The sequence below is a fragment of the Arthrobacter sp. RIT-PI-e genome, assembly GCF_001187915.1.
Classification (GTDB): domain Bacteria; phylum Actinomycetota; class Actinomycetes; order Actinomycetales; family Micrococcaceae; genus Arthrobacter_D.
Genome location: NZ_LGIU01000093.1, coordinates 1 through 12,265, shown reverse-complemented (window position 1 = coordinate 12,265; position 12,265 = coordinate 1). Strand labels below are relative to the sequence as shown.

At 69.7% G+C, this 12,265-nt stretch carries 11 protein-coding genes, 1 tRNA gene and 1 pseudogene; 7 read left to right on the top strand and 6 right to left on the bottom strand.

Annotated features, from left to right (window positions below):
- Positions 1-25: 25 nt before the first annotated feature.
- Positions 26-99, bottom strand: a tRNA-Lys gene (locus AC792_RS13835).
- 194 nt (positions 100-293) lie between these two features.
- On the opposite strand from AC792_RS13835, the gene AC792_RS13830 reads away from it, so the two are divergent.
- The 3 genes from AC792_RS13830 to AC792_RS13820 all read left to right on the top strand — a co-directional run bounded on the left by AC792_RS13830 (position 294) and on the right by AC792_RS13820 (position 2,784).
- A complete protein-coding gene (locus AC792_RS13830; RefSeq protein WP_049831088.1) occupies positions 294-941 on the top strand; it encodes a hypothetical protein in 648 nt (215 codons plus the stop codon).
- Between the two features lie 214 nt (positions 942-1,155).
- Positions 1,156-1,773 carry a DUF47 domain-containing protein gene (locus AC792_RS13825; protein WP_049831087.1) on the top strand — a complete coding sequence of 206 codons (618 nt, stop codon included), beginning with the start codon at positions 1,156-1,158 and terminating at the stop codon, positions 1,771-1,773.
- Complete coding sequence (locus tag AC792_RS13820) at positions 1,774-2,784, top strand: inorganic phosphate transporter (RefSeq protein WP_049831086.1); 1,011 nt, start codon at positions 1,774-1,776, stop codon at positions 2,782-2,784.
- 82 nt (positions 2,785-2,866) lie between these two features.
- On the opposite strand, the gene pstB is transcribed toward AC792_RS13820, so the two are convergent.
- The 4 genes from pstB to pstS form a co-directional block, all read right to left on the bottom strand.
- Positions 2,867-3,646, bottom strand: a complete 780-nt coding sequence (gene pstB / locus AC792_RS13815; RefSeq protein WP_049831085.1) for a phosphate ABC transporter ATP-binding protein PstB — start codon at positions 3,644-3,646, stop codon at positions 2,867-2,869.
- Positions 3,647-3,687: 41 nt separating this feature from the next.
- Positions 3,688-4,794, bottom strand: a complete 1,107-nt coding sequence (pstA, locus tag AC792_RS13810) for a phosphate ABC transporter permease PstA (protein WP_049831084.1) — start codon at positions 4,792-4,794, stop codon at positions 3,688-3,690.
- Complete coding sequence (gene pstC / locus AC792_RS13805) at positions 4,794-5,726, bottom strand: phosphate ABC transporter permease subunit PstC (RefSeq protein WP_049831083.1); 933 nt, start codon at positions 5,724-5,726, stop codon at positions 4,794-4,796. Before pstC ends, pstA begins: the two co-directional genes overlap by 1 nt.
- Positions 5,727-5,844: 118 nt before the next feature.
- A complete protein-coding gene (gene pstS, locus AC792_RS13800) occupies positions 5,845-6,969 on the bottom strand; it encodes a phosphate ABC transporter substrate-binding protein PstS (RefSeq protein WP_049831082.1) in 1,125 nt (374 codons plus the stop codon).
- Positions 6,970-7,196: 227 nt separating this feature from the next.
- On the opposite strand from pstS, the gene AC792_RS13795 reads away from it, so the two are divergent.
- The 3 genes from AC792_RS13795 to disA all read left to right on the top strand — a co-directional run bounded on the left by AC792_RS13795 (position 7,197) and on the right by disA (position 11,070).
- Positions 7,197-8,324 carry an FUSC family protein gene (locus AC792_RS13795; RefSeq protein WP_049831081.1) on the top strand — a complete coding sequence of 376 codons (1,128 nt, stop codon included), beginning with the start codon at positions 7,197-7,199 and terminating at the stop codon, positions 8,322-8,324.
- A gap of 60 nt (positions 8,325-8,384) precedes the next feature.
- Positions 8,385-9,767, top strand: coding sequence for a DNA repair protein RadA (gene radA, locus AC792_RS13790; RefSeq protein ID WP_049831080.1), 1,383 nt, complete (start codon positions 8,385-8,387; stop codon positions 9,765-9,767).
- A gap of 226 nt (positions 9,768-9,993) precedes the next feature.
- Positions 9,994-11,070, top strand: coding sequence for a DNA integrity scanning diadenylate cyclase DisA (gene disA / locus AC792_RS13785; protein ID WP_049831079.1), 1,077 nt, complete (start codon positions 9,994-9,996; stop codon positions 11,068-11,070).
- Positions 11,071-11,107: 37 nt separating this feature from the next.
- On the opposite strand, the gene AC792_RS17370 is transcribed toward disA, so the two are convergent.
- The gene (locus AC792_RS17370; RefSeq protein ID WP_082177760.1) at positions 11,108-11,854 is read right to left on the bottom strand and encodes a hypothetical protein; all 747 of its coding nucleotides are present in this window, start codon (positions 11,852-11,854) and stop codon (positions 11,108-11,110) included.
- 88 nt (positions 11,855-11,942) lie between these two features.
- Here AC792_RS17370 and AC792_RS17365 point away from each other — a divergent pair.
- Positions 11,943-12,265: pseudogene (locus AC792_RS17365) on the top strand (hypothetical protein); the annotation flags it as partial.

Genomic DNA, 12,265 nt, shown 5'->3' with positions numbered 1-12,265 from the left:
ACGGGTCCTGGGGCTCCGGCTGCTGTGGGCCCTGTGGGGCTCGAACCCACGACCCACGGATTAAAAGTCCATTGCTCTAGCCAACTGAGCTAAGGGCCCACATCACTGCTCGGCAGTCGGCGGTTCCATGGGGAACCACCGGCCCGGGCGATGACCCGCCCACTTTATCGCACACACCCCTGGAACAGGGACCGGACGCAGGGACCGGACGCAGCGCGGACCCCGGTGGTCGGACCCGATACGCGACCGGCGGAGCTTCGCGGCGGCGATTCCGGCGGGAGTATCCTCGTTGCATGGATGGCGACTACACCAACAGGACCCCACGCCCCCACAAGCCGAAGCCGTTCAGCCCCGCCGACTTCGAGGTCTTCGCGGGAGGAGTGGACCCCTCACGGGTGTCCGAGGCGGCGCACCTGGCCGCGCACGCCCTCGTGCACCACGGACGCGAGGCCGACGACCCGGCCGTGACGCGCAGGCTCGTGGAACTCGCGGACCGCCAGGGTCTCGAGGCGATCGCCGAGCTCTGGGCCGAGAGCCCCGCGCGGTCCCTGCCCGGAGCCCTCTGGAGGCTGTACGCGCTGCGCGCCGCCACCCAGCAGAACCCCGAGCGGATCGCCGCGTTCTTCGCCTCCGGCAAGGAGGTGGCCCAGGTCTCGCAGGTGGTTGCCGGCGTCGCCGAGCCGCCCGGGGCTGAGGAGATGAACCTCATGGCGGACACCATCCTCTCCGGTGCGTTCGAGGGCGAGTTCGACGTCGCCCTGGAGCGCTTCGCGGCCTTCTGCCGTGTGGTGGCGCTGGGACAGGCGAACCACGCGGACGCCGCGGAACCGTCCAACGAGCTCCACGCCTCGAAACTGACGAGGAACTCGCAGCAGCTGATCCGCACCGCGGAGGACCTCGAGCAGGCGGCGGCGTCGTGGCGGCTCGGGGAGCTCGACTGAGCAGCCCGGCACAGCTCGTGTTGACAGCGTGTGCGGTGCGGGCAAGACTTAATCCGGCGTCGGACCGTGGAACCCCCGGGCTTCAACACTCAGCCGCTCCGAGCGGCCTTCCGCCGAGAGGCGCTCCCGGTTCGACGCCACTACTTCGTTCTTCGGCAGCCGTCATGATGGTCGGAACACCGCCGTCCCCATCAGACCCTCCGAGGAAGACCCCGTGAGACTACGCCTCTTCCCGCAGGAGCATGCCGGGCTGGAACTGCTCGCCAGGATGGCCCAGCAGCTGGTGCTCGGAGTGGGGACCATGTCGGCGATCCTCGGGGCCTCCCCGCAGGAGTACGACCGCCTCTCCGAGGAACTGCACCAGCACGAATCGGCCTCCACCGATCTGCACTTCGCGCTGCTGACCTCCATGCGCACATCCTTCGTGAACCCCCTGCCGCGTGAGGACCTCTACGCGCTGTCCCGTCTGCTGAACGAGGCGATCGAGACGCTGGACGGCGCCGGCGAGCTGATAGCCCTCTACAAGCTGAACAAACTGAGCCGGCGCGCCGCGGACCAGCTCGAGGTCATCAGCAGGCAGGCCGAGCTCACCACCGCCGCTATGCAGCGGCTGAACTCCATGGAGGACCTCGAGGAGTACTGGATCGAGATCCTCCGGCTCTCCAGACGGGCCGAGCGCACCCATCGGAGCTGGTGCGCGGAGCTCCTGGACGATCACAAGCCCCTGGTCTACGCGCGGCACCGTGACGTGGCCGACCAGCTGGTCGGCGTGACGAAGGACCTCCGGAGGGTCGCGACGCAGGTGGGCAGCATCCTCGTCAAGGAATCGTAGGTGGAGCCCTTCCTCCTCGGTGCGGTGATCGTCGCCGCCGGCGGGTTCGCCTTTCTGAACGGCTTCCACGACGTCTCCAACTCGGTGGCCACCGCGGTACGCACCCGCGCCCTCACGCCCACGATCGCCGTGCTGCTCGCCTCCGCCTTCAGCCTGGTGGGGGTGCTGCTGAGCACCTCTCTGGCGCTGTTCCTCACCGATCTGGGGGTCGGGCTGCCCTCCGGCACCACGGGACTCGGGATCCTCCTCGCAGCACTGGGGGCCGCCGGCCTGTGGGGGGTGCTCACCTGGTACCACGGGAAACCGTCGTCCTCCACGCATGCCCTCCTCGGCGGGGTGATCGGCGCCGGCGGGGCGTCGCAGCTGACCCACGGTCCTGTGACGGAGGGCGTGACCCAGGCCCTCCTGCTCCAGATCGCACTCCCGCTCCTGATCTCGCCGGTCATCGCCTTCGTCCTGGCGTATCTCGCCGTGTTCCCCGCCACCTGGCTGCTGCGGCACAGGTCCCCCGCCAGCGTGAACCGGAGGAACCGCATGGGGCAGTCGGTGCTCGCGGGAGCCTTCGCGCTGGGTCACGGCCTCCAGGACGGCCAGCGCACCATGGCCGTGGTCCTCCTGGCACTCGTGGGCTCCGGGTACGCCACCGGTTCCAGCATGCCCCTGTGGGTGCAGCTCTTCGCCGCCGTGCTGCTCGCCGCCGGATCACTGTTCGGCGGCTGGCGCATCACGCATACCCTCGGCAACCGGCTGGTGAGCATCGACCCGCTGCGCGGCATGGCGGCCCAGGGGGTCAGTTCGGTGATGCTCTTCCTCGGCGCGATCTCGCTGCACCTGCCCCTCTCGAGCAGCCACACGATGACCTCGGCGATCGTGGGGGCCGGCGCCAACCAGCGGTTCGCGTCGGTGGAACGGCCGCGCGTGGCGGCCATCCTCGCCGTCTGGCTCGGCACGGCCCCGGTGACGGCGCTCCTCGGCGCCGTCTTCCTCCTGGCCGTCAGCCCGCTGCTGTAGGCGGGGCAGGGACGCCGGCGGCGGCCCCGCCCGCGGGGGCCGCCGTCGTGCTCGTGCCTGCCCGCCGGGTGTGGGGTGCTGTCTACCCGAAGCGGCCGGAGACGTAGTCCTCCGTGGCCTTCTGGACCGGGTTGTTGAAGATGGTGGTGGTGTCGCTGTACTCGATCAGCTTCCCCGGCTTGCCGGTCCCGGCGATGTTGAAGAACGCGGTCCGGTCCGAGACACGGGCGGCCTGCTGCATGTTGTGGGTCACGATCACCACGGTGTACTCGGCCTTCAGCTCGTTGATCAGGTCCTCGATCGCGAGCGTGGAGATGGGGTCCAGCGCCGAGCACGGCTCGTCCATCAGGATCACCTGCGGGGACACGGCGATGGCGCGCGCGATGCAGAGCCGCTGCTGCTGACCACCGGAGAGACCCGAGCCGGGACGCCCGAGGCGGTCCTTGACCTCGTTCCACAGGTTCGCGCCCCGCAGCGACTTCTCCACCAGCGCGTCGGCGTCCGACCTGCTGATGCGCTTGTTGTTGAGCTTCACCCCGGCCAGCACGTTGTCCCGGATGGACATGGTGGGGAAGGGGTTGGGCCGCTGGAACACCATCCCGATCTGGCTGCGGACGGTCACGGGGTCCACCGCGGAGTCGTAGAGGTTGTCGCCGTCCAGGAGCACCTCGCCCTCCACGCGGGCACCGGGGATCACCTCGTGCATCCGGTTGAGCGTGCGGAGGAACGTGGACTTGCCGCACCCTGAGGGTCCGATGAACGCCGTCACCGAACGTGCTTCGATGTTGATGTTGACGTCCTCCACCGCAAGGAACTTGCTGTAGTAGACGTTGAGGTCCTTGACGTCGATTCGCTTGGACATTGCTTCCTTATCGATTGTTACCGCGGATGGTCAGCGGGTGCTCAGCGGCTGGTCTTGGGGGCGAACAGGCCGGCGATGAAGCGGGCCACGAGGTTCAGGATCATCACCATCACGATCAGCAGCAGTGCCGCCGCCCAGGCGCGCTGGGTGCTCGGATCCGGTGAGGTGGGCGAGGTGGGGGTGAGGATCTGGTAGTAGATGTAGGTGGGCAGCGAGCTCATCCACCCGCTGAACACACCCCAGTTGATCGAGGTGGCGAAGCCGGCGGTCACCAGGATGGGCGCCGTCTCGCCGATCACGCGGGCGATCGACAGCGTGACCCCGGAGGCGATGCCCGAGATCGCCGTCGGGATGACCACCCGGGTGATGGTGCGCCACTTGCGCACACCGAGCGCGTAGGAGGCCTCGCGCAGCTCGTTGGGCACGATCTTCAGCATCTCCTCCGTGGAGCGCACCACCACGGGGATCATGAGCACCGAGAGCGCGACGGCGGCCACGAAGCCCATCCGCGTGCCGGGGCCGAGGAGCAGCCCGAAGAGCGCCGCCGCGAACAGGCCGGCGACGATGGACGGGATGCCGGTCATGACGTCCACGAAGAAGGTGATGGCCTTCGTCAGGCTCCTGCCCTGACCGTACTCCACCAGGTACACGGCGGTGAGCAGACCGATCGGCACCGAGATCAACGTGGCCCAGAAGGTGATCTGGAGGGTGCCGATGATGGCGTGGTAGGCACCGCCGAGCACCGGCGTGCCCTCCTCCACCACGCGGTTGTCCACCGCACCGGTGACCCCGTTCATGGAGGTGAAGAAGAAGTTGTGGCTCAGGCCGGGCAGACCGCGCTCGAGGACGGTCCAGAGCACCGAGACCAGGGGGAGCAGCGCGAGGATGAAGGCACCGTAGACGAGGTACGTGACGAGGCGGTCGGTGGCCTTGCGCCCGCCCTCCGCCATCGCGGTGACGAGGGTCGCCGCGAGGACGAAGACCACCGCGGAGATGATCGCCCAGCCCACCACGCTGAAGCCGATGAGGGCGGACAGCGCTGCGCCGAGGACCACCGAGGCCGCGAGCACCACCCAGACCGCGTAGGAGGGGAGCTTGCCGCGGGTGAGCTGTGACTGGCGGCGCTGGATGCTCTGATCGACTGCCATTAGTTCGCTCCCGAGAATTCTTTGTGACGGCTGATGATGATCCGGGCGATCATGTTCACGATCAGGGTGATGACGAAGAGCACGAGACCCGCCGCGATCAGTTCGCTGAGCCGGGGGCCGAAGGCCTCGGGGAAGTTCAGGGCGATCTCGGCGGCGATGGTCTGGTTGCCGGAGCGGATGAGACTCGGGGAGAGGACACCGGGTGAGAGGACCAGGGCCACCGCCATGGTCTCGCCGAGTGCGCGCCCGAGCCCCAGCATGGTGGCGCTGACGATCCCGGGGCGGGCGAACGGCAGCACGGCCATGCGGACCATCTCCCACCGGGTGGCTCCCATGGCCAGAGCGGCCTCCTCGTGGAGGTTGGGGGTCTGGAGGAAGATCTCGCGGCTGAGCGAGGTGATGATCGGGATCACCATCACGGCGAGCACTATGCCGGCCGTGAGGATGGTCTTGCCGGTCTGGCTCGCCGGGCCCTCGAAGAGGGGGATCCAGCCGAGGTTCTCCGCCAGCCAGGTGTAGATGCCGGACAGCTGCGGTGCCAGGACCAGGTAGCCCCATGCCCCGTAGATGACGGACGGGATGGCGGCGAGCAGGTCGACGACGTAACCGAAGATCCTGGCCAGCCGGCGCGGTGCGTAGTGCGAGATGAACAGCGCGACCAGGATCCCCACGGGCGTGGCGATCAGCAGGGCGATCGCCGCGGCGATGATCGTGCCGACGACGATCGGGAAGATGTAGGCGGCGAATCCCTTCCCGCCGGTCACCGTCTCCGGATCGGCGGGGAAGACGGGGGGGGCCTGGACCACGAGGAACATCGCGACGCTGAACAGGGTGACGGGGATCAGGACACCCGCGGCGAGCGAGACCCCGGAGAAGATCTTGTCGCCGGCACGGCCGCGATCCGTCGAGGCCTTCAGCGAATTGGTTGACACGTGTTTGCCTTCCGGGTGATCGATTTCAGGTGGGGAACGGGCCGTCACCGGGTCCGGCCGCGACAACGGACGGTCCCGTCCGGTCTCCATGAGACCAGACGGGACCGATCGGTTGCTACTAGGACGCGACCTCGATGGAGTCGATCGCCGCCTGGGCCTGCTCGCGCAGCGTCTCGGACAGCGGGGCGCTGCCCGCCGACGCCTCGGCCTCGGCCTGGCCGTCCTCGCTGACCACGTAGGACCCGAAGGCCTTGACGAGGTCCACGGTCTCCTGGTTGTCGTAGGTGGTGCAGTAGACGTGGTAGCTGATCAGGACCACGGGGTAGGCACCGGACTCGGTGGTGTCGCGCTGGAGATCGAGCGCGAGGTCGTTCTCGGAGCGGTCGGCGACCGGGGTCGCGACGTCCACCGCACGGGCGGCCGCCTCGGGACTGAGCTCGGTGTACTCCTCACCGACCTTGACCAGGGCCTTGCCGAGCGAACCGACGGCGGAGGCATCCGCGTAGGTGATGGCGCCGTCGGTGGTGGTGACGGTCTGGACCACGCCGGAGGTGCCCTTGGCGTTCTCGGACTGGTACGCCGTGGGCCACGTGCCGCTCGCCTCGTCGGTCCAGTCCTCGGGAGCCGCGGCGGCGAGGTACTCGGTGAAGTTCTCGGTGGTACCGGACTCGTCCGAGCGGTGCACCACGGTGATCGGGGTGTCGGGGAGGTCCACGCCCTCGTTCTGGTCCGCGATCGCGGGGTCGTTCCAGGTGGTGATCTCACCCTTGAAGATCTGCGCGATGGTCGGCGCGTCCAGGTTCAGACCGGAGATGTCACCCACGTTGAAGGCGATGGCGATCGGGGAGATGTAGGCGGGGATGTCGATCGCGCCGTCCGGACCGCACACCTCCATGGCCGAGGTCAGCTCCTCCTCGCTGAGGTAGGCGTCCGAACCGGCGAACTGGGCGCCACCGCTGAGGAACGCCTTCCGGCCCGCGCCGGAGCCGTCCGGGGAGTACTGCACCATGGCATCGGGGTTCAGGGACTGGAACCCGGCACGCCAGGCCTCCATGGCCGAGTTCTGCGACGAGGCACCGATCCCGGTCAGGGTGCCGGAGACCGCGGCGCCCATCTCGGACGGTGCGGCCGAACCGTTGCCCGGGGCCGGTTCACCGGTCGCGTTGTCGGAACCACAAGCGGTCAGCGCCAGCGCGGCCACGGAGATGACTGCCGCAGCACGGCCGAAGCGAAGAGCCTTCACGAGATTTTGCCCCTTCCAGGGATGTGTTCAGCGGTGTGCCGGTGGCACACGGTAGAAAGTAGTACGCGTCGGCGTACACCTCCGAAGGTAGGTAGTGCAGGTGAAGAGACTGACCAAGGGACATGAACGGAAGGTGAACAGCGCAGGTCCATCGTCCGGTTGACCGGTGGTTCGCCACCTGGGGACCACTCGCACCGTGCCGGGACAGTTCCTCCTACACTGACAGGATGACGCCGCGCCAGGGACTCTCCATCGTCCTCGCCTTCGTCCGCAAGCGGTCGAGGATCGGCTTCAGGCGCAGCTCGAACTCCCTGGTGCCGGCACTGCAGATGACCGTCTGCGCCGTGGGGGCCTACGCGTTCGCGGAAGTGGTGCTCGGGCACAACGGCCCCCTGTTCGCGGCGACGTCGTCGATGATCTCGCTCGGCTTCTCGAGGGATCCCCGCCTCCGCCGCGTGCTCGAGGTGGCCATCGGCTGCACCCTCGGGATCTCGGTGGGTGACCTGCTGCTCACCTTCTTCGGCACCGGGCTGTGGCAGGCCGCCGTCGTGCTGTTCATCTCCATCCTGCTGGCGCGCTTCCTGGACAGTGGGACCATCTTCACCACGCAGCTGGGACTGCAGTCCCTCCTCGTGGTGCTGCTCCCCATCCCGGACGGCGGGCCGTTCACGCGCAGCGTCGACGCGATCGTGGGCGGGCTCTTCGCCCTCGCGGTCACCATGCTGCTGCCACGGGACCCCCGCCGCGAACCCAAGGTCGACGTGCGAGGGTTGCTCGGCGAGCTCTCCGGCGTGCTGCGCGAGTGTGCGACGGCGCTGCGCGGGAGCGATTCCACCCTCGCCTGGCACGCGCTGGTCCGGGCGCGGAACTGCCAGGGGCAGCTCGACTCCCTCACGGGCAGCATGCGCGCGGCCCAGGAGGTCGCTACCATCTCCCCCGTCCACCGGCGCCACCGCGGTGAGCTCGTCTCCCTCCGGGAGGCGGTGGAGTCGATCGACCTGGCGATCCGGAACAGCCGCGTCTTCTCGCGCCGGCTCACCTCGGCGATCAACCACACCGCCCTCACGGACGACGCCGTGGAGAACCTCGGCCACACGCTCGAGGAGATCTCGGACGCGGTGCTCGTGCTCGGTCGCGCCCTCTCCGCGCGGGATCCCGCCGAGCGCCGGCTCAACCTGCGGCAGGCGCGGGACGACCTCGCCGCCGTGGCCACGGGACTCCACCCCGACACCCTGCACATCAGCCGCCTGGAGGGTGAGGGGCTCGTGCTGCTGCTGCGCCCCCTCGTGGTGGACCTCCTCGAGGCGACCGGTCTCCCGCACGAGGACGCTGCGGCCTACCTCCCCCGGCTCTGAGCCCGGTTCCCGGTCCTGCCGCCACCTGATCCTGTCGGTAGCCGCCGGTAGCCTGATGCCATGGCCACGAAGACCTCCACCGCACGCGCGAACCGCAGCAACACACCGAGCTTCCGGTGCGCGGAATGCGGGTGGACCACCGCCAAGTGGGTGGGCCGCTGCGGCGAGTGCCAGGCCTGGGGCACGGTGGAGGAGACCGGCCAGGTGGTGGCCCGGACGACGACGGCGAGCGCCGTCACCACCCCTGCCCGCCGGATCGCCGAGGTGGACGCGACCCTCTCCGGGTACCAGCCCACGAAGATCGACGAGCTGGACCGCGTGCTCGGCGGCGGCCTGGTCCCCGGTGCGGTGATCCTCATGGCCGGCGAACCCGGGGTGGGCAAGTCGACTCTCCTGCTGGACGTGGCAGCCCGTGTGGCCCGCCTCGGCAAGGACGTCCTCTACGTCACGGGCGAGGAGTCCGCGGCGCAGGTCAAGCTCCGTGCTGACCGGATCGACGCCGTGGCCGATTCCCTGTACCTCAGTGCGGAGACGGACCTCGGGCAGGCGCTGGGTCAGGTGGAGAAGCTCGACCCCTCCCTGCTGATCGTGGACTCCGTGCAGACGCTCAGCAGTGCCGCGGTGGAGGGCAGCGCGGGCGGGGTCACGCAGGTGCGCGAGGTGGCGGCGTCGCTCATCGGCGCCGCGAAGGCGCGCGGTATGACCACCCTGCTGGTTGGCCACGTGACCAAGGACGGCTCGATCGCCGGTCCGCGGCTGCTGGAGCACCTGGTGGACGTGGTGTGCCAGTTCGAGGGCGAGCGCCACTCGCGGCTCCGCCTGCTGCGGGCCGTGAAGAACCGTTACGGGCCCACGGACGAGGTGGGGTGCTTCGATCTCACCGACGGCGGGATCGAGGGCCTCGCCGATCCCAGCGGGCTCTTCGTCTCGCGGACCAAGGATCCCGTCTCCGGTACCTGCATCACGGTGACCCTCGAGGGCCGCCGGCCGCTGCTCGCGGAGGTGCAGGCGTTGCTCGCCGAGTCACCCAACTCGCAGCCGAGGCGGGCCACGAGCGGACTCGACAGTTCCCGTGTGGCCATGCTGCTGGCGGTGCTGCAGAGCCGCGCCTCGGTCAGCCTGCACAAGGACGACAGCTACGTGGCGACGGTGGGCGGGGTGCGGCTGAGCGAGCCCGCCACCGATCTCGCCGTGGCTCTGGCCATCGCGTCGGCGAAGACGGACTCCCCGCTCCCTGGTCGGCTGATCGCGTTCGGTGAGGTGGGGCTGGCGGGTGAGGTGCGCCCCGTCCCCGGGATCAGCAGACGCATCCAGGAGGCCGAGCGCCTCGGTTTCACCCATGCGATCGTGCCCGCCTCCCCGGGAGGTACCGGGCCGGTTCCCAAGGGGTTCTCGGTGCGGGAGGTCTCCACCCTCGCGGAGGCGCTGGCGCTCCTGTTCTGAGCGGTCCCGGGCGCGCGGGCTCCCGCATACCGGTGGAGGAATGTACCCGTGCTCGGCCCCATGACGTGCCGCGACGACCGTGGTTCGGGGGAGGAGTTCCGCCCGCACTAGTATTGGATGCAGTTGCGCGGATATTTCCGACGCCACTGTCCGCCGTCCGGGATCCGGCCGCGGACGCCCGATCGCGCCGGGCCACTCGTAGCGCGGGCGGTGAAAGGATGGGCCCATGGTTCGCAGTCCGGAGGACTCACTCAAAGCCACTCTCGCCAGGGTAGCCCCGGGAACGCAGCTGCGGGACGGTCTCGAACGGATCCTCCGGGGCCGCACCGGGGCGCTGATCGTGCTCGGCTCGGACCGTACGGTCACCTCGATCTGCTCCGGCGGGTTCGAGATCGGCATCGAGTTCTCGCCCACCCGCCTGCGCGAGCTCGCCAAGATGGACGGTGCGATCGTCTGCGACAAGGACGCGAGCCAGATCCTCCGGGCGGCGGTCCAGCTGGTCCCGGACCACACCATCGAGACCCAGGAATCGGGTACCCGGCACCGCACCGCGGAGCGCGTGGCCAAGCAGACCGGTCTACCGGTGATCAGCGTCAGCCAGTCCATGCAGATCATCGCCCTCTACATCGACGGCCTGCGGCACGTGCTGGAGGGTTCGGAACCGGTGCTCGCCCGTGCGAACCAGGCGCTGGCGACCCTGGAACGGTACCGGGCCCGGCTGGACCAGGTCACCAACTCGCTCTCCGCACTGGAGATCGAGGCCATGGTGACCGTGCGTGACGTCGCGGTGACGCTGCAGCGCCAGGAGATGGTGCGCAGGATCTCGGAGGAGATCTCGCAGTACGTCCTGGAACTCGGGGTGGACGGTCGGCTCCTGTCGCTCCAGGTGGAGGAGCTCACCACGGGGCTGGGTCCCGGCAGCGAGATGGTGCTGCGCGACTACATGCACCCCGGATCCGGCAGGATCCCGCTGGAGGACCGTGTGGCCTCCCTGCAGAACTTCAGCTCCGCGGATCTGATCGACCTCGGGACCATCGCGAGCGTCCTGGGCTTCAACCCGTCCGTCGACTCGCTGGAGGCGGTCGTCCAGCCGAAGGGGTACCGTCTGCTCTCCGGGATCAAGGCCGTCCCGCCGGCCGTCGCGAACCGGCTCGTGGACCACTTCGACGGGCTGCAGAATCTCATGGCCGCCAACATCGAGGACCTCATGGCGGTGGACGGCATCGGGGAGCAGCGGGCCCGCACGGTGCGCGAGGGGCTCTCCCGGATCGCCGAGACGAGCCTCCTGGACCGCTTCCTCTAGACCGGCCGGTTCCCGATCGACCCGTGGAGGGTCCGCGTCAGGAGAGCGTGAAGGTCACCGGATCGCTGCTGCGTGCGCCGAGCCGCGTGACGAGGCTGTAGGTGCCCTCGGCGGCCTCCTCGCCCACGGCCTCGCAGCCGGGAACGGTCCGGTTCCGGGCCCACTCGAAGGTGGCACGTTCCTCACCGCCCGGTTCGATGGTCATCTCCAGGTCCTGCGAGCCGTCCTGGCAGTCCGTGGAGGAGAACACGCGCTCGTCGTCGAGGGTGAGGACGAACTCCATCTGGGAGGTCCCCACGTTGACGGTGCAGGGCGTGTCCGACTCGTTGCTGACCAGGAGGTACAGCACCGGCGTCTCCCCCGGCGCGTAGCTCTCCCTGTCCGTCTCCGCGCGGAGCGTCACCGCGCTGGGCCCGCAGGTGTCGCCCGGGGTCGACGACGGCTGCGCGGTGGCGGCGCTCGAGGCCGTGGGTGCGGCGGTCGAGGGAGGAGCGGTCGACGGCACCGGTGTCGGAGCCGGCGTCGTCGGGGCCGCGGTCGTCGGCGGGGCCGTCGAGGGATCAGGACCCGGCTCCGCCGCCGGAGCCGTGGTGGGCGCGGCGGGGCCCGCCTCCGCGCTGCGGCCCAGGAGCCCTCCGAGGAGGACGGCACCCACGACGAGCGCCGCGATCACCAGCAGCGCGAGGACGCCCACGGCCAGTCTCCGCCGTCGGTACACGGCAGGGCTGGTGCCCCGCCTGCCGTCCGTGCGCCCACCTGTACCGGGACCGTCCGCTGATGCCATCCCCCAAGGCTATACGGACGTCCTCCCCCGTTCCTCCCGGGGGCACCCCGATGGGTAGAGTAAAGCCGTCCGTCCTCCAGGAGACCCCGTGAATCCCGATCGTCCCACGTCCGAGCCTCGGGATTCCGAGCGCACCGGCACCACCCTGCCCGGCGGCCCTGCCCTCGACCGCACCGGGACCGCCCCTCCTCCGCCCGGGCCCGGGGCCCTCGGTGGTCTCCACACCCGGCTCACGGACTGGTTCGCGGCGCAGGCCCGGGACCTGCCGTGGCGGGAACCCGGGGGCTCCGCCTGGGGGATCCTCGTGGGCGAGGGGATGCTGCAACAGACACCGGTGGGCCGGGGGCTGCCGGGGTGGCCCGAGTGGCTCCCCCGGGGGCCCTCGCCCCCGCGCCCCGCCGCCCGGTTCCC

Excerpts from the sequence above, each read along its gene's own strand:
- AC792_RS13830 (WP_049831088.1), top strand. The coding sequence starts at position 294 with ATGGATGGCGACTACACCAACAGGACCCCACGCCCCCACAAGCCGAAG.
- pstB (WP_049831085.1), bottom strand. The coding sequence starts at position 3,646 with ATGTCCAAGCGAATCGACGTCAAGGACCTCAACGTCTACTACAGCAAG.
- pstA (WP_049831084.1), bottom strand. The coding sequence starts at position 4,794 with ATGGCAGTCGATCAGAGCATCCAGCGCCGCCAGTCACAGCTCACCCGC.
- AC792_RS13795 (WP_049831081.1), top strand. The coding sequence starts at position 7,197 with ATGACGCCGCGCCAGGGACTCTCCATCGTCCTCGCCTTCGTCCGCAAG.
- radA (WP_049831080.1), top strand. The coding sequence starts at position 8,385 with ATGGCCACGAAGACCTCCACCGCACGCGCGAACCGCAGCAACACACCG.
- disA (WP_049831079.1), top strand. The coding sequence starts at position 9,994 with ATGGTTCGCAGTCCGGAGGACTCACTCAAAGCCACTCTCGCCAGGGTA.
- AC792_RS17370 (WP_082177760.1), bottom strand. The coding sequence starts at position 11,854 with ATGGCATCAGCGGACGGTCCCGGTACAGGTGGGCGCACGGACGGCAGG.